This is a genomic window from Mesorhizobium sp. M1088 (genome assembly GCF_040318575.1).
In the GTDB taxonomy this organism is placed as follows: Bacteria; Pseudomonadota; Alphaproteobacteria; order Rhizobiales; family Rhizobiaceae; genus Mesorhizobium.
The window spans coordinates 1-20,411 of sequence record NZ_JAMYMO010000035.1; the positions used below are offsets into that span (position 1 = coordinate 1).

Annotated in this window: 19 protein-coding genes; 14 read left to right on the plus strand and 5 right to left on the minus strand. The window is 62.7% G+C overall.

The annotated features are described in order from the left end of the window. Positions 1-166: 166 nt before the first annotated feature. The 3 genes from choV to NKH49_RS27165 all read right to left on the minus strand — a co-directional run bounded on the left by choV (position 167) and on the right by NKH49_RS27165 (position 3,253). Positions 167-1,348, minus strand: coding sequence for a choline ABC transporter ATP-binding protein (choV, locus tag NKH49_RS27155; RefSeq protein WP_352540993.1), 1,182 nt, complete (start codon positions 1,346-1,348; stop codon positions 167-169). After that, the gene (gene choW, locus NKH49_RS27160) at positions 1,345-2,199 is read right to left on the minus strand and encodes a choline ABC transporter permease subunit (RefSeq protein WP_254819158.1); all 855 of its coding nucleotides are present in this window, start codon (positions 2,197-2,199) and stop codon (positions 1,345-1,347) included. Before choW ends, choV begins: the two co-directional genes overlap by 4 nt. Before the next feature lie 118 nt (positions 2,200-2,317). Beyond that, positions 2,318-3,253, minus strand: coding sequence for a choline ABC transporter substrate-binding protein (locus NKH49_RS27165; RefSeq protein WP_292660734.1), 936 nt, complete (start codon positions 3,251-3,253; stop codon positions 2,318-2,320). A 237-nt stretch (positions 3,254-3,490) separates the two neighbouring features. Here NKH49_RS27165 and NKH49_RS27170 point away from each other — a divergent pair, with 237 nt between their 5' ends. The 8 genes from NKH49_RS27170 (at position 3,491) to NKH49_RS27205 (ending at position 13,653) form a co-directional block, all read left to right on the plus strand. After that, positions 3,491-4,102, plus strand: a complete 612-nt coding sequence (locus tag NKH49_RS27170; protein ID WP_352770904.1) for a thymidine kinase — start codon at positions 3,491-3,493, stop codon at positions 4,100-4,102. Positions 4,103-4,229: 127 nt separating this feature from the next. Further along, on the plus strand, positions 4,230-4,610 hold the full coding sequence (locus NKH49_RS27175; protein WP_352469717.1) for a c-type cytochrome: 381 nt from the start codon (positions 4,230-4,232) through the stop codon (positions 4,608-4,610). A gap of 215 nt (positions 4,611-4,825) precedes the next feature. Further along, entirely contained in the window at positions 4,826-5,914 is a 1,089-nt protein-coding gene (locus tag NKH49_RS27180; RefSeq protein WP_352540990.1) for a hypothetical protein, read from the plus strand. A gap of 35 nt (positions 5,915-5,949) precedes the next feature. Further along, a complete protein-coding gene (locus NKH49_RS27185; RefSeq protein ID WP_352928740.1) occupies positions 5,950-7,095 on the plus strand; it encodes a hypothetical protein in 1,146 nt (381 codons plus the stop codon). Positions 7,096-7,119: 24 nt separating this feature from the next. Continuing rightward, a complete protein-coding gene (locus tag NKH49_RS27190; RefSeq protein WP_352928742.1) occupies positions 7,120-9,030 on the plus strand; it encodes an AAA family ATPase in 1,911 nt (636 codons plus the stop codon). 198 nt (positions 9,031-9,228) lie between these two features. Further along, the gene (locus NKH49_RS27195; RefSeq protein ID WP_352928744.1) at positions 9,229-10,527 is read left to right on the plus strand and encodes a DUF6638 family protein; all 1,299 of its coding nucleotides are present in this window, start codon (positions 9,229-9,231) and stop codon (positions 10,525-10,527) included. Positions 10,528-10,541: 14 nt separating this feature from the next. Further along, entirely contained in the window at positions 10,542-11,666 is a 1,125-nt protein-coding gene (locus tag NKH49_RS27200) for a DUF2333 family protein (RefSeq protein WP_352450540.1), read from the plus strand. A 307-nt stretch (positions 11,667-11,973) separates the two neighbouring features. Continuing rightward, positions 11,974-13,653: a formate--tetrahydrofolate ligase gene (locus NKH49_RS27205; protein ID WP_352815244.1), complete on the plus strand. Its 1,680-nt coding sequence runs from the start codon at positions 11,974-11,976 to the stop codon at positions 13,651-13,653. 72 nt (positions 13,654-13,725) lie between these two features. Here the strand turns inward: NKH49_RS27205 and NKH49_RS27210 are convergent, their stop codons facing one another. Then, on the minus strand, positions 13,726-14,373 hold the full coding sequence (locus tag NKH49_RS27210; protein ID WP_352450542.1) for a cysteine hydrolase family protein: 648 nt from the start codon (positions 14,371-14,373) through the stop codon (positions 13,726-13,728). Between the two features lie 128 nt (positions 14,374-14,501). Between NKH49_RS27210 and NKH49_RS27215 the strand changes: the two genes are divergently transcribed. From NKH49_RS27215 to NKH49_RS27225, 3 genes are all read left to right on the plus strand, one after another. Further along, entirely contained in the window at positions 14,502-15,491 is a 990-nt protein-coding gene (locus tag NKH49_RS27215) for a helix-turn-helix domain-containing protein (RefSeq protein ID WP_352928746.1), read from the plus strand. 185 nt (positions 15,492-15,676) lie between these two features. Continuing rightward, on the plus strand, positions 15,677-16,156 hold the full coding sequence (parS, locus tag NKH49_RS27220; protein ID WP_352819962.1) for a type II RES/Xre toxin-antitoxin system antitoxin: 480 nt from the start codon (positions 15,677-15,679) through the stop codon (positions 16,154-16,156). Further along, positions 16,153-16,662, plus strand: coding sequence for an RES family NAD+ phosphorylase (locus NKH49_RS27225; protein ID WP_352819903.1), 510 nt, complete (start codon positions 16,153-16,155; stop codon positions 16,660-16,662). Before parS ends, NKH49_RS27225 begins: the two co-directional genes overlap by 4 nt. A gap of 56 nt (positions 16,663-16,718) precedes the next feature. On the opposite strand, the gene NKH49_RS27230 is transcribed toward NKH49_RS27225, so the two are convergent. Then, on the minus strand, positions 16,719-17,276 hold the full coding sequence (locus tag NKH49_RS27230) for a sugar O-acetyltransferase (protein ID WP_352683893.1): 558 nt from the start codon (positions 17,274-17,276) through the stop codon (positions 16,719-16,721). 146 nt (positions 17,277-17,422) lie between these two features. Here NKH49_RS27230 and NKH49_RS27235 point away from each other — a divergent pair, with 146 nt between their 5' ends. From NKH49_RS27235 to NKH49_RS27245, 3 genes are all read left to right on the plus strand, one after another. Then, positions 17,423-17,884, plus strand: coding sequence for a DUF4126 domain-containing protein (locus tag NKH49_RS27235; protein WP_352928750.1), 462 nt, complete (start codon positions 17,423-17,425; stop codon positions 17,882-17,884). After that, positions 17,881-19,257, plus strand: coding sequence for an FAD-containing oxidoreductase (locus NKH49_RS27240; protein ID WP_352928752.1), 1,377 nt, complete (start codon positions 17,881-17,883; stop codon positions 19,255-19,257). The genes NKH49_RS27235 and NKH49_RS27240 overlap by 4 nt, the downstream gene beginning before the upstream one ends. Positions 19,258-19,358: 101 nt before the next feature. Beyond that, the gene (locus NKH49_RS27245; RefSeq protein WP_352928754.1) at positions 19,359-20,408 is read left to right on the plus strand and encodes a M14 family metallopeptidase; all 1,050 of its coding nucleotides are present in this window, start codon (positions 19,359-19,361) and stop codon (positions 20,406-20,408) included. The last annotated feature ends 3 nt before the right edge of the window (positions 20,409-20,411 follow it).

Genomic DNA, 20,411 nt, shown 5'->3' on the forward strand with positions numbered 1-20,411 from the left:
CCGTCATGTGTCCGCCGCTCCGCTAAACACGGGGGCTGCGCGGCGGACACGCCGACGTCACCGCGATGCCACGCCATTTTGCAGAACTTGACGCACACAACTCAGGACAGAGGGGGGCGCGACAGAACTCGGCGTTTGGTCTTGGTTCTCTCCCCAAGGAGAAAAACTATCTTCGCAGCACCGCGCTCAACACATCCCTGACGCCGATGGCGCCGACGAAGCGCGACTGCTCGTCGAATAGCGCGACGGGTGCGGTCTGCGAGCGATGCATGGCCAGCATCACGGTCTTCAGCGAGGTGCCGGGATTGGCCCAGAATACCTGAGCCGTCTCCTCCGGCTGGGCTTCGACATCGGCGCAGGACACCCAGACCGCCGGCTTGCCGTCGCGCTCGGCCGCCGCCACCAGCCCATGCTCGTCGATCTTGAAACGCGTCGTCCTGCGCCGGTCGAGCCACACCCAGCCGTTCTCGCCATGTTCGAGGTCGCGTCGGTCGCGCATGACGTTCCACGCGGTCAGCACCGAGAGCGGGTTCACATTGGCGATGAAGTCGCGGACATAGTCGTTGGCGGGCCGCAGCACGATGTCTTCCGGCGCGCCTGTTTGCACGATGCGCCCGCCTTCCATGATGGTGATATGGGTGCCGATCTTCAGCGCCTCCTCGAGGTCGTGGCTGACGAAGATGATGGTCTTCTTCAGCTCGGCCTGGAGCTGCAGCAACTCGTCCTGCAGCTTGGTCCGGATCAGCGGATCGAGCGCCGAGAACGGCTCGTCCATGAGCAGGATCGGCGCCTCGGTGGCAAAGGCGCGCGCCAGGCCGACGCGCTGCTGCATGCCGCCGGACAGCTCATGCGCATATTTCTTCGACCACTGGTCGAGATGAACCAGCTTCAGTTGCCTGTTCACCCGCTCCTTGCGCTCGGCTTCGGGTACGCCGGCGAGCTCGAGGCCAAGGCCGACATTCTCCTCCACCGTGCGCCACGGCAGCAGGCCGAACTGCTGGAACACCATCGCCACCTGTTTCTGCCGCAGCCGCCGAAGCGTCGCCTCGTCGCAGGTGACGACGTCGACCGTGCCGTCGCCATCCTTGACCAGCACCTGGCCGCGCGAGACGACGTTCAGCCGGTTGACGGCTCTGAGCAGCGTCGATTTGCCGGAGCCGGAAAGCCCCATCAGCACCGAGATCTCGCCCTCGTTCACGGTGAGGCTGGCGCCGGCGCAGCCCAGTACGTTGCCGGTTTTTTCGAGGATCTCGGCTCGGGTGGCACCACTGTCGATCAGCGCCAGCGAGCCTGCCTGGTCGGCGCCGAAGACGATGTCGACATTCCTGAAATCGACGGCGACGGTCATTTCTTGCCTCCCACGCCGATGCGCGTCATCCGGTCGAGCACGATGGCGAGCACGACGATGGCGAGCCCTGCCTCAAGCCCGAGGTCAATCCTGCGCGAACCGAGCGCCCGGTTGATTTCCGTACCGAGGCCGCCGGCGCCGATCAGGGCGGCGAACACCACCATCGACAGCGACAGCATGATCGACTGGGTCAGCCCAGCCATGATGGTCGGCAGCGCTGAAGGCAGCTCGACCTTCCACAGCAGCTGGCGCTTGGTGGCGCCGAATGCCTCGCCCGCCTCGACGATCGATTTCGGCACCGAGGTGACGCCGAGATGGGTGAGCCGAACCGAGGTCGGGATGACGAAGATGATGGTGACGATCAGGCCGGGCGCGTTGCCGAGGCCGAACAGGGTCAGCACCGGGATCAGGTAGACGAAGGTCGGCAATGTCTGCATCAGGTCGAGCACCGGCAGCATGACGCGATACACCTTCGGCTTGTGCGCGGCCCAGATGCCGAGCGGCACGCCGATGGCCATCGACACGGCGGCGGCGGCGACCACCAGCACCAGCGTCTCCACCGTCTGCTTCCACAGGTTCTGGTTGAGGATGAACAGCAATCCGATGAATACCGCCAAAGCCAGGCCTTTCGAGCGCTGCAGGAAATAGGCGAGCAGAGCGATCAGCGCGATCAGCAGAACCGGCGGCAGCAACAGCAGCCCGTCGACGATGCCGTCGAGCAGGAAGTTGAGGCTGTTGGAAAAGGCCCTGAAGATGGTGTCGAAATTGTCGGTGAGAAAGCCGAAAAACGCCTTCCCCCATGCCCCGATGGGAATCTTGTAACTGACCAGGAATTTGGAGATCGGATCCATCTAGCCCCTCTTCTGCCGGCGCCGTCCTTCGCCGGACGGTCATCTTGTCACAGGATATGAAAAAGGGCAGCCATTTCTACCGTGGCTGCCCCTTGTCTCGTCATGCCAGATGGTCGGGTCAGCTTCCGAGCGCCGTTTTCACCGCAGCCGCCGCATCGCCGCCGTCGAAGGTGGTGACGCCGGCGATCCAGGGAGCGACCGCGTCCGGGTGCTTCTTCAGCCAGTCGGTCGCGACCGTATTGGCATCGCCGCCCTTCAGGATCGCGTCCATCATCTCGCCTTCCATGTCGAGGTTGAACTTCAGATTGGCGATGAACTTGCCGGCGTTCGGGCATTCGCTCATGTAGCCCTTACGTACATTGGTATGCACGGTGGCAGCACCAAAGCCGCTATCTCCCATCCCCTCGAGGTAGGTGATCTTCATGGCGCCCATCACCGGATGCGGCGTCCAGCCGAGGAAGGCGATCCATTCATTGTTCTTCATCGACTGCTCGGCCTGGGTGAGCATGCCGGCCTCGGAAGATTCGACCAGTTCGAAGCCTTCAAGATTGGTCTTCGGATCCTTGATCATGTCGAGGATGATGCGGTTGCCGTCATTGCCGGCCTCGATGCCGTAGATCTTGCCGTCGAACTTGTCCTTGAACTTGCCGAGATCGGTCAGCGTCTTGACACCGGCATCGGCGACATAGGTCGGAACGACGATGCCGTAGCCGGCACCGCTGAGATTTTCGCTGACGGTCTCGACCGAGCCTTCGGCGGCATAGTCCTTGATGTCGTTGGTCATCGACGGCATCCAGTTTCCGAGGAACACGTCGAGGTCTTTGTTCTTCAGCGACGCATAGGTCACCGGCACCGAAAGCTGGATCACCTGCGGCTCGTAGCCGAGCGCCGTGAGCAGCACCGAAGCGACGCCGGTGGTCGCCTGGATGTCGGTCCAGCCGACATCGGACAGCCGCACCGTCTTGCAGCTTTCCGGATCGCCGGCGAAGGCCCCAGTCGTGGATAGAAAAGCCGCCAGGCCGAGGCCGGCGACGAATGAACTCATACGCGACATGAAAATTCTCCCATTTCAGTTCTCGGTGAAGCGACGCGACGGTTTTATCTCCGCCTTTGTTCCGTCAGCCAAACATCATTCTGCTGCGGTTTCAAGCACTAAGGCAATCACGAACAACGGCGCAGGCTGGCCGATCAGCGACACGCCCGCCGCTTTCCGGATGGAAGTCGTCTTTTCCCGGTGGAATGTAGGCGCTCCCCCTCCCCGCTTTGTTGCAACTCGGCTTAAAAGGACGGCATGGCCAAGCTGTACTTCCATTATGCGACGATGAATGCCGGCAAGACGACGATGCTGTTGCAGGCCTCGTACAATTACCGCGAGCGCGGCATGACGACGATGCTGTTCATCGCCGGCCACTACCGCAAGGGCGATACCGGGCTGATCTCGTCGCGCATCGGCCTGGAGACGGAAGCCGAGATGTTCCGCGACGGCGACGACCTGTTCGCCCGGGTCGCCGAGCATCACGACCACGCCACGGTCCATTGCGTCTTCATCGATGAGGCGCAGTTCCTCGAAGAGGAGCAAGTCTGGCAACTCGCCCGCATCGCCGACCGGCTGAACATCCCGGTCATGTGCTACGGCCTGCGCACCGATTTCCAGGGCAAGCTGTTTTCCGGATCGCGCACCCTGCTGGCAATCGCCGACGACCTGCGCGAGGTGCGCACCATCTGCCGTTGCGGCCGCAAGGCGACGATGGTGGTGCGCCTCGGCGCCGACGGCAAGGTGGCGAAACAGGGCGAACAGGTGGCGATCGGCAAGGATGTCTATGTCTCGCTCTGCCGCCGCCATTGGGAAGAGGAAATGGGCCGCGCCGTGCCCGACGATTTCATCGGCTTCACCAGAACCTGACCAGCGCTATTGCTTTCATCCGACCTCCCGGCCGACATTCGTTCGCCAATCGCGCCATCGTGCGGCGCTTGTTTAAGGCCTGCTTCCTATTTCAGAACCTCTCAACCAGAGCCGTCGGGGAGTTCCCATGCTTCGAGCCATCTCATCTGCAACTGCTTTCCTCATCGCCGGCGCTCTTGCCGCGCATGCCGACGGCGATGCCGCTCTCGGCAAGAAAGTCTTCAACAGATGCATGGCCTGTCATGAGGCCACGAGCGACCACGACAAGGTCGGCCCGCATCTGCTGGGTGTCGTCGGCCGCACCGCCGGCACCGCGGACAGTTATCTCAGCCGCTACTCGCAGGGGATGAAGGCCGCCGGCCTGGTCTGGGACGAAGCAAACCTCGCCGAATACCTGCGCGCGCCGCGGCAGAAGGTCCCCGGCAACAAAATGGCCTTCTCCGGCCTGACCAGCGACGACGACATCGCCAATGTCATCGCCTACCTCAAGGCCGATCCCAAGCCCTGAGCGTCGCTCCCGACCTAAAGTCCAGCCGCGGTTGAAGCGGTGTCTGACCGGACGGCAGTTACACCGTAATCATTGCCTGACTATCCTGCGGTCGGCCTCCTGAAATTCTTTTGTTTTCCTGTAATCCCATGTCTTCCGTCTTTCATTCGCCAAACCCGGCACATATATTCGCGGCGGTTTGCGAAACGAAACCGATGCCGAAGCGGGAGGCCCCAATGGCGACATTGCAGAATTTCGACGCCGAGATTGCCAAGACCAAGCAGGTCGTTGAGGACATGCGCACCAAGATTGAGCAGTCCGGTACTGTGCTCGAGACGCTCGCCACCGCCGACAAGAAGATCGGCGACGCCAATTTCGACATCGAGAATGCCCGCATCGAGGACGTGCTGAAGCAGCAGAAGGTGATGGAAGGCAATATCGCCGACCTGATTATCGGCCTCGAGGACGCCACCAACGTCTTCGGCGCCGAATTCGAGAGCATGAAGAACTACACCGGCTGGGAAAATTTCGTCGGTGTCTTCTCCAGCCAGCGCAAGCAGCGCCTGCGCACCGACCGCGTCCGCAACATGTCGCTGGCCGGCAATCTGCAGGAGCTGCTGGCGAAATCCGACACCATCGTCGGCATCCTCAAGGCGCAGAAGCAGGTTCTCGACACGCGCTACAAGACCTCCGAGGCCAGCCTGTCGCAGGTGATCGAGCGCCGCAAGACCACCATGTCCAATCTCGAGACCGTGCAGAAACGCATCGAAGAACTCAACCCGATGCTGCTCGACATCGAGAACAAGATCGCCGCCTCGACCAGCCAGAAGGAGCGCACGCAGCTTGAAGGCGAACGCTCGAAACTGGCCACGGAATACAACGAAAAGCAGGCCAAGGAGCAGGAATTGCTGGCCGAAAGCCAGACGCTGGAGCGCTACACCTCGATGTTCCAGACCTTCGTTGATTCGCTCAACAACCAGATCGCGGCGCAATCGACGCTGATCAACAAGCTGACCATCGATACCGAGCAGCGCATCGTGCTGTACAAGGCGCTGGAAGATTCGCTGAAGACCGCCGCCCAACAGGATGTCGCCCACAAGATCAACACGCTGGGCAGCCAGGTCGACAACACCGCCGAAGAGACCATGGCCGGCATTGGTGCCGCCTCGCAAAAGCACATCGGCGATCTGCTTGAAATGCACGAGAAAAACATGGTCGCCACCGCCGACATCCAGCGCCGCAAGAAGCTCGCCGACGATGCCTTCGCCCGCCGCTTCGACGATGTGATGAAGAAGCACAATTCGGCAAATTACGTGCAGTCGTAATTGCTGCACGTGCACTGCTCCCAAGGGCTGGCAGCATGACCCCCGAAAACGAAGCTGCGGCGCGCTATTTCTCGGCGATCACGGCGGCACTTGGCGGCCTCGAAGTGTTCATGCGCGACGATCGCTCGCCGCTCTATCGGCACGGCATCGTCGCCAAGGTCGTCGCCGAATATATTGCGCGGCTCGACAAGTCGTTCTCGTGCTGGCGCAACCGGCTGGGCTTCACCGAGACATTCCGCATCTCGCGCGCCGAAAGCGGTTTTCCGGTCTTCCAGAACCTGCTCGAACTGGAAAACGACCGGCTCCAGGCCGACGGCCGTCTCGCCGTCATCCCTTCGGCCAGCGAGCTGCGCGAGGAAATGGCCGACTTCATCCTGCGCCACAAGGAATTCCCCGAAGCGCTGCAGAAGTCGATGGCCGAGCGGCTTTACCTCGAGGACGTCAAGAGCGAGACCACCTTCGGCCCGTTCACGCTGGCCCAGACGGTCAAGGTGTCGGTCAATCCGAAGACGTTGCGCCCGTATTATCTGGTCCACTGGGCGTGCTTCGACGGCAGCGCCAACCTGCCGCTTGTGTATATGGTGACGGTTGAGGATTCCTCGGACGACATGATCCGGCAGCTTGTCGACTCCAGCGGCAAGCTTAATGAGAGGGTCGACATTCCGCTGCCGGTCGACGGCTTGCTCAATCCCGAGCTTGCCCACCGTTTCGACGATTTCACCGAGAAGAATTCCGCCTACGCGCTGTCGCCGGCGACCATCGCGGTCAACCTCGACAAGGATTTCGAGCCGCTGCATCCCAAGCAGCTGCGTCGCGTCGTGCTCGGCCCGTTCTATTCTGCAGGGATTACCGACAACAATTCGACGGTGAGCGAAGTGCTGGCCAAGGTGCGCAAGCCGGAAAACGCCTGGCTGCTGACCTGGACCATCCAGGAGGTCTTTTCCAAGGCCGAAAAGCCAGGCCGCAAGGGGCTGTTTTCGAGCGAAAAGACGACGCAGGAATTCTTCATCAATACCGACGATCTCGAGGCCGCGCGGCAAGGCGTGTCGAGCTATGAGAACCATGCGCTGATTCCGCACGAGGCCTATCAGGCGCTCTATGCCGCCGGCGAGGCGCAGAAGATCTTTTCGGGCTACAAGGTCCACATCCTGTCCAAAGGGCAGGTCATCAGCGACGTCTGACCGTCAAATCGCGGAGCATCCTCCATGGACACCGGCCTGACCACCATCCCGGAAGCGGCAATTGAAAAGCACCGTGCCACTGCGCAAAGTTTCATCACTCGCATCGTCGTGCTGGAGGACCCATCGCGCGAGTCCGGCACCGCGCTTGCCGGCACCAACCGCCGCTTCGTCTCTACCGTCTCGGTCGGCTCGGTGCGCCGCACGCGCGAGGTCGAGCTCTCCAAAACCGTCGCCGCCGTCCATTCCGACGACCAGTTGCTGACCATCCCGCAGCACACGCTGTTGTTTCGCGCCCGGCGCGGCACAGCGATAGCGCTGGCCATATCGGATGTCTTCGCCGAGGGCTCGGACCTCGAAAGTCTGCAGGCGAAAAACGCCCGTGCGCCGCTCGAAGGCGATGAAGCTGCCACCTTCAAGAAGCTGCTGTCGGCCTCTGCCTACATCTCCGCCTTCAGCCTTGCCTCCTATTTGTTCCAGCTGATCGACAGCGACGGCGAGGCGCCGAACGACACGCCCGAGCCGGACTTTCTGTTCGACACGCCACAGGATGCGGTGAAGTCGATCGTAGCCGGGCTCGACAGGGCGATAGCAGGTTCGAAGGACGATGCCGACCTGATGACCCGCGCCCGCGCCTTTGCCCGCGTCGCCATCGACGGGCTGCTGGCGCGAAAGGGCCGCTTCGACGGCATCGGTCCGTTCGAGAACGCGCATATCCGCATCGACGTCGACGATTTTACCCTTGACGGCTTCGACGTCGCGCCGGGTAAGCGGGCAAAGCCGCTGGTGATGACCTTCAAAAAACCGGAAGAGGTCGTCGGCAACCACATCGCCAAATACCAGTCAGTCAAGCTTGCCAAGATGCTGATGGCCTACGACTTCGAGCGCGAGCTGAACCCGTTCGTCGAGCTCGGCGGCTTCCTGTTCACCTTTATCGGCGATGGCGCGCCCGGCACCGGCAAGACAACCTTGATCCAGATGATCGCCGGTCTTCTCAATGGTTATTGCCAGGTCGCCGGCTATCCCTTCGCTTACGAGAATTTCGGCGTCGACCAGATCTCCTCCTACCAGGGCAAGTCGGGCCAGAACTGCCGCCAGTTCATCAACAATGTGCTGAACCCGCGCGTCATCGGCTTCGGCACCATCGACGATATCGACCAGGTGGCGGCACGCCGGTCCGACGACCGCGCCTCGGCCGGCCAGCAGGAAATCACCGGCGTCCTGATGGACGCCTTTGGAGGTGCGGCGACCGTGGTGCGCGGCAATTGCTCTTTCGGCATGTTTTCCAACTATCCCGAGAACGTCGACGACGCATTGCGCCAGCGCGCCGGCGCGCGCTGGCTGGTCGATGGCCCGCAGAGCCGCGACGACTACATCGACATCTTCGTTCTGCTCGCCGGCAAGAACCACAAGATCCCGCTCGGCGAGCACAAGCTCTACGCTGCCCAGGAAATCCAGCGCGCGGTGATGGAAGCCTACGAGGAGCATGAAAAGCCGCAGGAAGACGGGCTGATGAAGGTCTATGAGCGCTACATGAAGGAGAATGGCGCGCCAAAGACGATGGCCGACATCGGCACCTATCTGCACTTGATCAAGGATGCCGAGCCGCGCTTTACCGGCCGCGCCATCAAGAACGTTACCGATGCCATCAAGATGCGCGCCATGGACATCGAATTGCCGGACGAGTGGTTCGAAAAGCCGGAAGCCTTCATGCACAAGGGTTACGACGACAAGAAAGCGATGATCGAGGAGCTGCGCGGGCCATTCTCGATGGACATGGTCATGCAGGAGATCAACCGCTACGCGGATTCCGAGTTCCGCTATTCCGACAAGTCCGATGATGCGGCGGTGACCAAGATGATCCGCGACACCCGTCTGCGGGAGCGTGCCGTGCGCGAGATCGAGGAGTTGAAGAAAAAGGGGCTGTGGAATGCGTGAGATGCGCCGACGCCCCCTTCTCCCCTTGTGGGAGAAGGTGTCGCCGAAGGCGACGGATGAGGGGTATTCGTCAAGCTGGAACACCCCTCATCCGACCGAGCTTCGCTTGGCCACCTTCTCCCACAAGGGGAGAAGGAGCGTTCGCGCCCCTCATCCGCCCTTCGGGCACCGTCTCCCCGTGAACGGGGAGAAGGAATAATGGCCAAGAAACCCGATCTGTTGCGCGACAACGAACTGATCTACGGCCGGCTGCTGACGATCGACGAGCCGCACCTGATCCAGCGCTACAACAAGGCGATGGTCGCGTTCGGCTTGAAGCCGACCAAGCTGAAAAGCTTCGAGATCGACCGCACCGGCTTTTCGCCGCAGGTCGCCGAGGAATGCGGCGACTACAGCTACCTCGATCCGAACGAGGTCAACCGCCGCTTCATCATCCTGACGCCGTCGCAGATCGACCTGCCGGTGGTGCACACGGCGTTCTCCAACACCTCGCTGCTGATGTACGAGTTCATGTCCAAGAACCAGCGCGCCATCGATGCGCTGACGATCAAGGACGTCATCTACGGCGAGATCGAGGATTCGGTCCCCAAGGTCGACGACATCGAGGACCTGCTGTCGATCAACCAGGTCGAGTTCAAGGTGCTGTCGGCCGAGGATGTGCTCGGCAAGGCCGCCGAGCTCGGCAAGCTGGTCGACCGGCTGAAGCAGGAGCCGGATGCCTGGCGCGACAACGCCATGCTGGCCCACATGGTCGAGCTGGCGAAGGTCTGCGGCGACATCCGCGAGAATGCGCTGGTGCCGGACCAGGTGATCTTCCGTCACAATGCCTATTGGACCAGCCATTTCGGCGGGCTCTATGTGTTCGTCGATCCCGACGTGACGACGGTGATCAGCGACCCGGCAGCGCCCGGTTTCCGCCGCTCGCGGCCGTGGCAGGTGAGTTACCTTTCGATCCACGATGCCGACAAGGTGTTCAAGTTCCTCGCCTCGACCGGCCGCATCGAGCTGCCGCGCGCCTCATGGATCGAAACCTCCGGTTATCTCGAGCATCGCGCCGAAATGGTGGTGCGCGCGCTGATCCGCGACGCCGATCCCGACCGCAATCTGACCGACGTCGACAAGGTCTGGCTGCAGACCTGGATCCACGGCCATACCGATCTGATCACCAGGGACGGCAATTTTCCCTTCCTCAACGCCGCCAAGCGCGAGATCGCCCAGCTCGGCCATCTCAAGATCGAGGACGTGTTCCCGCAGCAGCGCTTCCTGGTCATCCGCGCCAAGCCGGACCATGCCGACGCCTGGCTGACCAACCAGCTGATCTCGGACTTCGTGCCGCAGGACTTCGTTTCGCGTTACGTCTTCAACAAGCCGGGCTTCTACAGGGACTATGAGGGCTTCAGCGACGCCTGGCGATCGCATGTTGTGGACGTTCTGAAAACCACATATCTGAAGGACAAGGTGGCGTTTCGCACACGCCTCTACGGCTTGACTGACTGAGGGGTGACATCGCCATGCTTGATCCGATCGTGAGTTTCTTCACCCGGATTTTCCAGTGGATTGGCCGCGGCATCGGCCTGCTCATCGGCGCGATCCTGTGGCCGTTCCTGTGGGCGGGGCGCTGGTACACGCAACGCGGCTGGATCCTGAAGGCGGTGCTCGGCCTGGCTGTGCTCGTGCTGATCGGTCTCTATGTCAACTTCTTCTACGCCACCCAGTGGTGGAACAATTTCGACCCGAATTACGTCGACAAATACACGTTCGAAAAACGCAACAGCTCCGCCGGTGAACAGGTTTCCGCCGGCGCCGGCACCGACACGGCCAAGACCTGCGGAAATTCAGCCATTGCCCAGGTTGCGGCCGACCTGACCGACTTCAACGTCAACCAGAATGCCTGGGTGTCGTCGATGATTCTTTACAAGCTCGGCCTGTTCGGCATCGACTGGGATCACACGCCGTTCATGGACAACAAGGCTTCGTTCCAGCGCGGCATCAACCAGGCGGTGCGGCGCACGGCGACCGAGCTTGCCGATAATCTCGGCCGCGTCCGCACCACCTCGCAGATCGACGCCGACCTGCAGGATGCCCGCGGCAATCTGCAGTTCGACGAGGAAACCTGGTATTTCGGCTTGAACCCGTTCGGCCCCAAGACGCCGACGCCGAGCTACTATCGCGACGCGGTGCGCAAGCTGCGTTCCTTCAACGCCCGCCTCGCAGCCTGCCAGGCGACGTTCGATGCCCGCGCCGACAATCTCAAGCAGTATATCGACCGCATCTCGTCCGACATCGGTTCGACCTCGGCGATCCTCAAGGAGCGTGCCGAAAACCACAATAATGGCTGGTTCGACACTCGCGCCGACGACCGCTTCTGGTTCGCCTATGGCCAGCTCTATGCCTATTACGGGCTGATGAAGGGCGCACAGGCCGACTTCGAGGACGTCATCAAGGAAAAGCACCTGCAGAACCTGTGGGATACGATGGACGCGCAGTTCGTCTCGGCACTGCGCATCCAGCCCTTCATCATCGCCAATGGCCGCGAGGACGGCTGGCTGTTGCCGACACATCTGACGACTATGGGCTTTTACATACTCAGGGTGCGCTCGAACATGGTCGAGATCAGCAACGTCCTGACGCAGTAGCGGATCGTCCCGCACGGCCGGCGCTGGTGAATTTGCGCCGTTGCTTCTGTCGCTTTTCGCGTATTACGCGGCTGTTTTGAGACGGCGGAACCGCGCCTGCTCTGGCTTCTATACGGCGCGGCAACCGGCGCGAAAAGAACCTGTAGCAGGGCAGCCGGCCGCAGAGGCATTTTCTTCGTAGGAAACATAGTTGCATGAAAGTTGACGCCGCGGCAGCGACAGGGGTAGAACATGCCCGCGCCTGCAATGCCGGGCTATTCTTGCGACCACACTAGTCAAATCCGTCCAATTCAGAGGGAAGTCGTCCATGGCCGAAGTGAAGTCCGACATCGAGATCGCGCGCGGCGCCAGGAAGAAGCAGATCCAGGAGATCGGCCAGAAGATCGGCATTCCGAGCGAACATCTTCTGCCCTACGGCCACGACAAGGCGAAGATCTCGGCCGAGTTCATCAAGTCGGTGAAGGGCAACAAGGATGGCAAGCTGATCCTCGTCACCGCCATCAACCCGACACCGGCCGGCGAAGGCAAGACGACGACGACGGTGGGCTTGGGCGATGGCCTCAACCGCCTCGGCAAGAAGGCCATCGTCTGCATCCGTGAGGCTTCGCTCGGACCGAATTTCGGCGTCAAGGGCGGTGCCGCCGGCGGTGGCTACGCGCAGGTCGTGCCGATGGAGGACATGAACCTCCACTTCACCGGCGATTTCCACGCCATCACCACCGCCCATAACTTGCTGTCGGCGCTGATTGACAACCACATCTACTGGGGCAACGAGCTCGGCATCGATACCCGCCGCGTCGTCTGGCGCCGCGTCATGGACATGAACGACCGGTCGCTGCGCGAGATCATCTGTTCGCTCGGCGGCGTCGCCAACGGTTTCCCGCGCGAGGCCGGTTTCGACATCACAGTCGCCTCGGAAGTCATGGCCATCCTGTGCCTGTCGACCGACCTGAAGGACCTGGAAAGGCGCCTCGGCGACATCATCGTCGCCTATCGCCGCGACAAGTCGGCCGTCTATGCGCGCGACCTCAAGGCCGACGGCGCCATGGCCGTACTCTTGAAGGATGCCATGCAGCCCAATCTCGTGCAGACGCTGGAGAACAACCCGGCCTTCGTGCATGGCGGCCCCTTCGCCAACATCGCGCATGGCTGCAACTCCGTCGTTGCCACGACGACGGCGCTGAAGCTTGCCGACTACGTCGTCACCGAAGCCGGTTTCGGCGCCGATCTCGGTGCCGAAAAGTTCTTCGACATCAAATGCCGCAAGGCCGGCCTGAGGCCCGCCGCGGCGGTCATCGTCGCCACGGTTCGCGCCATGAAGATGAATGGCGGCGTCAAGAAGGAGGACCTCGGCAAGGAGAACGTCGAGGCGGTCAAGAAGGGATGTGCGAATCTCGGCCGCCACATCGAGAACATCCGCCAGTTCGGTGTGCCGGCTGTGGTCGCCATCAACCATTTCTACTCCGACACAGAGGCCGAGATCCAGGCGATGAAGGACTACGTCGCCTCGATGGGCGAAGAGGCGATCCTGTGCAAGCACTGGGCCCAGGGATCGGCCGGTATCGAGGAACTGGCCAAAAGAGTCGTGGCGTTGGCCGAATCCGGCGCGTCGCAATTTGCCCCGCTGTATCCCGACGCCATGCCGCTGTTCGAGAAGATCAACACCATCGTCCAGCGCATCTATCGCGGTTCCGAAGCGATCGCCGACAAATCGGTGCGCGACCAGCTCCACGCCTGGGAGCACGCCGGCTACGGTCATTTGCCGGTCTGCATGGCCAAGACGCAATATTCCTTCTCCACCGATCCGAATCTGCGCGGCGCGCCGACCGGCCACACCGTGCCGGTGCGCGAGGTCAGGCTGTCTGCCGGCGCCGGCTTCGTCGTCATCATCTGCGGCGAGGTGATGACCATGCCCGGCCTGCCCAAAGCGCCATCCTCGGAAAAGATTTTCCTGAACGAAATGGGCCAGATCGAAGGCCTGTTTTAGGGATAATCAACGCTTGAACGGCAAAGGGCGCCGCAACGCTGCGGCGTCCTTCTGCCTGTTCGCAACAGTCTCCTACGCCGCGCTTCGCGCCAGCGCGCGCTGGTTGGAGGCATAGGGTGTGTCGTGCTGGGGTACCACGCCGGTCTTCAGGCAATCGATCCACTCGGCGGTTTTGAGAACGGCCGCGAAGCGCGACTGCAGGACGATCGTCACGACGCGATGGATTTCCTCCCCCGAGGCGTAGCCGGCGCTGTTGGCGTACGGCAACGACCCCGTTGCGTCCGACAGGAACTCCACCTCGAAGCCCATATGCACGGCGTGGATGACCGTCGACAGATCGCAATTGTGCGTCATGTAGCCGATGACTGTGACCGTATCGATAGAGTTGGCGCGCAGCCACTCCTCGAGGTCCGTGCCGGTGAAGGCGCTGGGCAAGTTCTTTTCGATGTAGTGGTCGCGGTTTCGCCTAGCGATTTCCGGGTGCAACTCGGCGCCATGGCTGCCCTTGGCGAAGACCGGTGAGGTTTCCGGCGCCAACTGTTTGATGACCACCACCTTGACGCCTGCCTCGGTGGCCGCATCCATCGCTCGCGCCACGTTGACGACGCTGTCGCGGAACGGCGGATGCTGGATGGCGAGGTTGCCGCCGTCATAGTCGTTTTGAACATCGATGACGATGAGGGCGCGGCGTGGAGCTTTGCCTTTGGCTGGTTGCGACATGGGGTTTTCCTTTCCCGTTGGACATTGATGGGCGGACGATAAGCTCGGCACCGGATTGCAAAAAGTGTCCCGATTGACATTATTCGAAAGAATTGGGACAATCGGCCTCACCCGTTGCTGGAGCTCCCATGACCGATCCTGCCGTTGCCGCCATCGCCTTCGATGGCATCAGCCCGTTTCATCTCTCCGTGCCGTGTCTCGTGTTCGGCGCGGATCGCACGGAGCTCGGCCTGCCGCGCTTCGACTTCCGGGTCTGCGCGATTGAGGACGGGCCGATCCGCACCGATGCCGGTCTGACCATCAGCGTCCCGCACGGGCTTTCCGCGCTCGATGACGCCGACATCGTCATCGTGCCAAGCTGGAAAGATCTCGGGAGCTCGCCTCCAGCGGCATTGATCGACGCGTTGCTTGGCGCGCACGAGCGCGGCGCGCTGATCGTCGGACTGTGCTTGGGAACGTTCGCTGTTGCGGCGACCGGACTGCTTTCGGGGCGGCGAGCGGCGACGCACTGGGCCTACGCGGATCAGCTGCAGGAACTCTATCCCGACATTCTCGTCGAACCGGAAGTGCTCTACATCGACAATGGCGATGTCGTGACATCCGCCGGCGTCGCCGCCGGGCTCGACTGCTGCCTGCACGTCGTACGGGCTCGTTACGGCGCGGAGGCGGCACTTCGCCTTGCCCGGCAGATTGTGCTTTCTCCGCACAGGCAGGGCGGGCAGGCGCAATTCATCGAACGTCCCATCGCCAGGACCGGCAATGCGGACCGCTTTACCCAGGCTCTCGAAGCGGTGCGCAAAACCCTGGGTGAGCCGCACAGTCTGGACAGCGTTGCCGGTCACGCCGGCCTCACCCGCCGGACGTTCACGCGCCGTTTCCAGAAAACGATCGGCACCAGTTTCGGCGACTGGCTGACCGACCAGCGCGTCCAGCTGGCGCAGCGGCTGCTGGAAGCAACGGAAAAATCGATGGACACGGTTGCCTTCGAGGCCGGCTTCGGCAGCGCTACCTCGCTGCGCCAGCACTTCGCAGCGCGCCTCAGAACCTCGCCGGCGCAGTACCGGCGCGAATTCTCGAGGAGTGCTCAGGAGGAGCGCGTGGCGCACATGCCGAGGTGAAATTCGGCTCGCGCTCGATTCCAGGGCAATCGCTTCAGGCCGACGTTGGACTGCCACCTGGCCCGAGTCGGCTATCTTTTCTCTCGAAGCGATTGCCCTGCTCTCGATCCTGTGGTGCTTGAAAGGCTCTGCGTCATCTGTCATATACTAAAGCGACAGATGACGCGAAGAGGCTCGCCGTGGCGATGGCATTGGAAAAGGCTGCGCCAACAGCAAAAAACAATGAACTTCAGAAGGTGGCGAAATTGCTAGGCGGCAGCCGCATTCTGGCAAGGCGCCTCAGCAGCGCTTTGGATGCCCACGAGTTGCTTCTGCACGGCCTGCCGGCTTCAGCGCTGGACCATCTTATCGGGCAACTCGTCTTCATCCAGAAGACCGATTCGCTGGAGAAGGCCATCGGCATGAGCCTGCGCACCTACCAGCGCCGCAAGGATGCTCCGTCCAAGCCTCTCAGTCAGGACCAGAGCGGACGAACCTGGAAGTTCGCGGAGATCCTGTCGAAAGCGACCGACGTGTTCGGTTCGCAGGCGGAGGCAGAGCAATGGCTGGAGCGGCCGGCGATTGGGCTCGACCAGCGTCGTCCAATCGACCTTCTGGCGACGCCGGCGGGGATCGAGCTTGTAGAAGACTACCTGGAACGGCTTGAATATGGCGTTTATGCATGACGCCGCTGCCGGCGGCGCTTGGTGGCTCCGACCTCATCGGATGGCGCCTCGATCAAGTCGCGTTTGCATCTACATGGGATAGTGGCGAGGGCGCATACAGGGTGGGCGGACGCTGGAACAGCAAGGGCGTGCGCGCCGTCTACTGCTCGATCGATCCGTCGACTGCGATCCTCGAGGTTGCGGTTCATAAGGGCTTCAGGGCGCTCGACACGATAGCGCATGTCATGACGGCAGCGATCGTCAGCGATGTCGCGGATGTGCATATCGTCGACCCCGCCGCCGTGCCCAACCCCAACTGGTTGCGCCCGGGCATTCCGAGCTCCGGGCAACAGGCGTTTGGCGACGATCTTCTGCAACGGCACCGGTTCGTGGTGATTCCTAGCGCGGTATCGCAGCGTAGCTGGAACCTGATCTTCGACGCGAGCCTCGCCAGAGGGGCATACGCCATGAAGACCCAGGAGGCGTTTGCGCTCGACACACGGTTGCATCCACCTCCGGCCAAGTGACACAGCCGCCTATGTCCATCAGAACGAGGACGTGACCGGCGACAGAAGCACGGTGCTCAGCTGTTGCTGACTACGCGTGCCGGATTGCCGACCACCGTGGTGTTCGCCGCCACGTCGCGCGTCACCACAGCACCGGCGCCGACGATAGCGCCATCGCCGATCCTGACCCCGCCGAGGATGATGGCACTGCCGCCGATCCAGGCATTGTCGCCGATCTCGACCGGCTTGGCGATCTCCAGCCCTGCCCGTCGCCCGGCAGCCTCCTTGTGGTGCTCGGCGCAATAGATCTGCACATTGGGGCCGAGCAGCGTTCCCTTGCCGATGTGCACTGGCGCCGTATCGAGAATGATGCAGCCGGCATTGAGAAAAACGCGGTCGCCGAGAAAGATGTTGAAGCCATAAGCGCAGTGGAACTGCGCCTCGATCCGGGCGCCCTCGCCCGCAGCGCCGAGCAGCGTCCGCAATCCAGGCCCGATGTCGCGACGCTGCCGGGGCGGCAGGCTGTTGTGCTCAAACACCGCGTCCCGCGCCGTGATGCGCAACGCCTCCAGTTCCGGATCAAGGCAGCAATACCACTCGCCCGCCGCCATTTTCATGCGTTCGCTTCCGGCCAAGGCTGCAACTCCAGTTTCAACTTTGCCAAAGCACAAGTGGTGAAAATACGGAAGCGCCGGCGGCGACACCACCTCTGGTCAAATACCGGACCTATGGTAGCCTGCCCTCTCGGATATGTCCCAAGCCGGCCATCGAGGGATCAATCATGCTGTACATTCTTGCCCTCCTGATTGGCATCGTTGCCGGGCTTCGCGCCATGACCGCGCCCGCCGCGGTCGCCTGGGGCGCCTGGCTTGGCTGGTTGCCGGTCGCCGGCACCTGGGCGAGCTTCATGGCCCACTGGATCGCCGTCGGCATCTTCACCATCCTGGCCATCGCCGAACTGGTCACTGACCAGCTGCCCTCGGCGCCGAGCCGCAAGGTGCCGCAGCAATTCGGCACGCGCATCGTCTTGGGCGCTTTCACCGGCGCGGTGATCGGCGCCACCGGTGGCGCCATCATCGGCGGCCTGATCGCCGGCGCCATCGGCGCGGTGATCGGCACGCTGGGCGGTGCCGAGGCGCGCAAGCGCCTCGCCACCGCCTTCGGCAAGGACCCGCCCGCCGCCTTCATCGAGGACGCGGTGGCGATCGTCGGCGGGCTTCTGATCGTGGCGGCGGCGGCATGACGGCAAAGACATTCGACGCCATCATCGTCGGTGCCGGGCAGGCCGGCCCACCGCTCGCCGGCAGGCTGAATGCGGCCGGCATGAGCGTGGCGCTGATCGAGCGAAAGCTGGTCGGCGGCACTTGCGTCAACACCGGCTGCACGCCGACCAAAACGATGGTGGCAAGCGCCTATGCCGCGCATCTCGCCCGCTCCGCCGCGGATTACGGGGTCACGCTATCCGGTCCCGTCGGCGTAAACTACAAGGCGATCAAGGCGCGCAAGGACAAGGTCTCCAACGACGCCCGCGGCAATCTCGAAGACTGGATTGCCGGCATGGACAAATGCACGCTCTATCGCGGCCATGCGCGCTTCGTAAGCGCCAACACGGTGCGCGTCGGCGACGATCTGCTGAGCGCCGAAAAGATATTCCTCAACACCGGCGGGCGCGCCTCGGTGCCCGACCTGCCCGGCATCGACGGCATCTCTTACCTGACCAATTCCTCGATGATGGATCTCGACGTGCTGCCGCGCCATCTCATCGTCGTCGGCGGCAGCTATGTCTCGCTCGAATTCGCGCAGATGTTCCGCCGCTTCGGTTCCGAAGTCACGGTCATCGAAAAAAGCCCGCGTCTGATCGGTCGCGAGGACGAGGATGTCTCGGACGCCATTTTGTCGATCCTCGAAAACGAAGCCATTGCCGTCCATCTCGGCGCCGACGACATCCGCTTCGCCAGGCGAGGCCACGAAATCGCCGTGACCTTCTCGCCAGGCAAGGCGGCTGCGGTCGGCTCGCATGTGCTGCTGGCGCTCGGCCGCACGCCAAACACCGACGATCTCGGCCTCGACAAAGCCGGCGTCGAGGTCGACAAACGCGGCTTCATCGTCGTCGACGACCAGTTGCGCACCAGCGTGCCCGGCATCTGGGCGATGGGCGACTGCAACGGCAAGGGCGCCTTCACCCACACCTCGTACAACGATTACGAGATCGTCGCCGCCAACCTGCTCGACAACGATCCGCGCAAGGTCAGCGACCGCATCGAGGCCTATGCGCTCTATATCGACCCACCACTCGGCCGCTGCGGCATGACCGAAGCCGCGGTAAGGAAATCCGGCCGCCGCGCCCTGGTCGGCCAGCGGCCAATGACCCGCGTCAGCCGTGCAGTCGAAAAAGGTGAGACGCAAGGCTTCATGAAGATCCTTGTCGATGCCGACACCAAGGAGATCCTCGGCTGTTCGGTGCTCGGCCCGGGCGGCGACGAGGCGGTGCACTGCGTACTCGACCTGATGTATGCCAAGGCGCCGGTCAGCACGCTGGCGCGCGGCGTGCACATCCACCCGAACGTCTCGGAGCTTCTGCCGACCATCGCCCAGGAACTCAAGCCGCTGGTGTGACGGCCGGGTAGAATCGTGCGCCCATAGCGGCAGCGACTGGACCAATCGACAGCCCAGCGGCAAAAGGGCATGTGTTCCGCCTCTTCTCCCGGAGCCATCCCATGCAGAAGTCCATCGAACGCGTCGCCGGCGACAGCGAAGGCGTTTCCTACGAATTCCCCGTCTTCCGCTTCGCCGGAACGGACAAGACGGCGCCTTCCGCCTATCTGCAGGCGGCACTTCATGCCGGCGAATTGCCGGGCGTCGTCGCCATCGACACGCTGATGCCGATGCTCAGCAAGGCGGAAGCCGAAGGCCGCATCACCGGCAATATGACCATCGTGCCCTGGGCTAATCCGATCGGCCGCGCGCAATATCTTTACGGCGACCATCAGGGCCGCTTTCATCTGGGCACGCGCACCAATTTCAATCGCGGCTTTCCGCGGCTCGCCGCGCCCGACCTCACGCTGCTGCCGGCGCACGGCACGGTCGACCAGCGGCTGAAAACGCGGCTGCTGCAGCTCTCCATCGGCCACGACATCGTGCTCGACCTGCATTGCGACGATGAGGGCCTCGCCTATCTCTACGTCCACACCAGCCTGTGGCCGGCCATGGCGGATTGTGCAGCGGCCATGGGCGTCGATGCGGTGATGCTGTGGCACGAAGACCCCGACGGCACCTTCGAAGGCGCCTCGATCTTGCCGTATCAGAACGTTCCCGCCGACGTGGCGCGCCTCCACCGGCGCGTCGCCACCACCGTCGAATATCGCGGCATACTCGATGTCGACGGCGCCCTCGCCGGCGCCGATGCCGAAGGGCTCTACCGGCTGCTGGTGGCGCGCGGCGTAATCCAGGACCAGGCGCTGCGCGCGCCTGGCAGCTTCGTTGGGCTCGTCGCGCCGCTCGAAAACATCGAGATGATGCCGGCGCCCCGCTCGGGCGCGATCCTCTACGACGTGAAGCCGGGCGACCGCGTCACCAAGGGTGCGCGCCTTGCCACCATCGTCCACGCGCCCGGCGAGCCCGACGGCCGCACGGAAGTGTTGGCGCCGCAGGCGGGCCTCATCCTGACGCGGCGTTCCCGCCGCATCATCCGCGCCGGCGAAGACCTCTTGAAGCTGGTCGGCGACGGGACGAGCGCCGATGCAAGGTCGGGAACGCTGGAGGACTGACGC

What these genes read in the sequence shown, in the direction of transcription:
- choV (WP_352540993.1), bottom strand. Translation starts at nt 1,348, where the DNA reads ATGACCGTCGCCGTCGATTTCAGGAATGTCGACATCGTCTTCGGCGCC.
- choW (WP_254819158.1), bottom strand. Translation starts at nt 2,199, where the DNA reads ATGGATCCGATCTCCAAATTCCTGGTCAGTTACAAGATTCCCATCGGG.
- NKH49_RS27165 (WP_292660734.1), bottom strand. Translation starts at nt 3,253, where the DNA reads ATGTCGCGTATGAGTTCATTCGTCGCCGGCCTCGGCCTGGCGGCTTTT.
- NKH49_RS27170 (WP_352770904.1), top strand. Translation starts at nt 3,491, where the DNA reads ATGGCCAAGCTGTACTTCCATTATGCGACGATGAATGCCGGCAAGACG.
- NKH49_RS27175 (WP_352469717.1), top strand. Translation starts at nt 4,230, where the DNA reads ATGCTTCGAGCCATCTCATCTGCAACTGCTTTCCTCATCGCCGGCGCT.
- NKH49_RS27180 (WP_352540990.1), top strand. Translation starts at nt 4,826, where the DNA reads ATGGCGACATTGCAGAATTTCGACGCCGAGATTGCCAAGACCAAGCAG.
- NKH49_RS27185 (WP_352928740.1), top strand. Translation starts at nt 5,950, where the DNA reads ATGACCCCCGAAAACGAAGCTGCGGCGCGCTATTTCTCGGCGATCACG.
- NKH49_RS27190 (WP_352928742.1), top strand. Translation starts at nt 7,120, where the DNA reads ATGGACACCGGCCTGACCACCATCCCGGAAGCGGCAATTGAAAAGCAC.
- NKH49_RS27195 (WP_352928744.1), top strand. Translation starts at nt 9,229, where the DNA reads ATGGCCAAGAAACCCGATCTGTTGCGCGACAACGAACTGATCTACGGC.
- NKH49_RS27200 (WP_352450540.1), top strand. Translation starts at nt 10,542, where the DNA reads ATGCTTGATCCGATCGTGAGTTTCTTCACCCGGATTTTCCAGTGGATT.
- NKH49_RS27205 (WP_352815244.1), top strand. Translation starts at nt 11,974, where the DNA reads ATGGCCGAAGTGAAGTCCGACATCGAGATCGCGCGCGGCGCCAGGAAG.
- NKH49_RS27210 (WP_352450542.1), bottom strand. Translation starts at nt 14,373, where the DNA reads ATGTCGCAACCAGCCAAAGGCAAAGCTCCACGCCGCGCCCTCATCGTC.
- NKH49_RS27215 (WP_352928746.1), top strand. Translation starts at nt 14,502, where the DNA reads ATGACCGATCCTGCCGTTGCCGCCATCGCCTTCGATGGCATCAGCCCG.
- parS (WP_352819962.1), top strand. Translation starts at nt 15,677, where the DNA reads ATGGCATTGGAAAAGGCTGCGCCAACAGCAAAAAACAATGAACTTCAG.
- NKH49_RS27225 (WP_352819903.1), top strand. Translation starts at nt 16,153, where the DNA reads ATGACGCCGCTGCCGGCGGCGCTTGGTGGCTCCGACCTCATCGGATGG.
- NKH49_RS27235 (WP_352928750.1), top strand. Translation starts at nt 17,423, where the DNA reads ATGCTGTACATTCTTGCCCTCCTGATTGGCATCGTTGCCGGGCTTCGC.
- NKH49_RS27240 (WP_352928752.1), top strand. Translation starts at nt 17,881, where the DNA reads ATGACGGCAAAGACATTCGACGCCATCATCGTCGGTGCCGGGCAGGCC.
- NKH49_RS27245 (WP_352928754.1), top strand. Translation starts at nt 19,359, where the DNA reads ATGCAGAAGTCCATCGAACGCGTCGCCGGCGACAGCGAAGGCGTTTCC.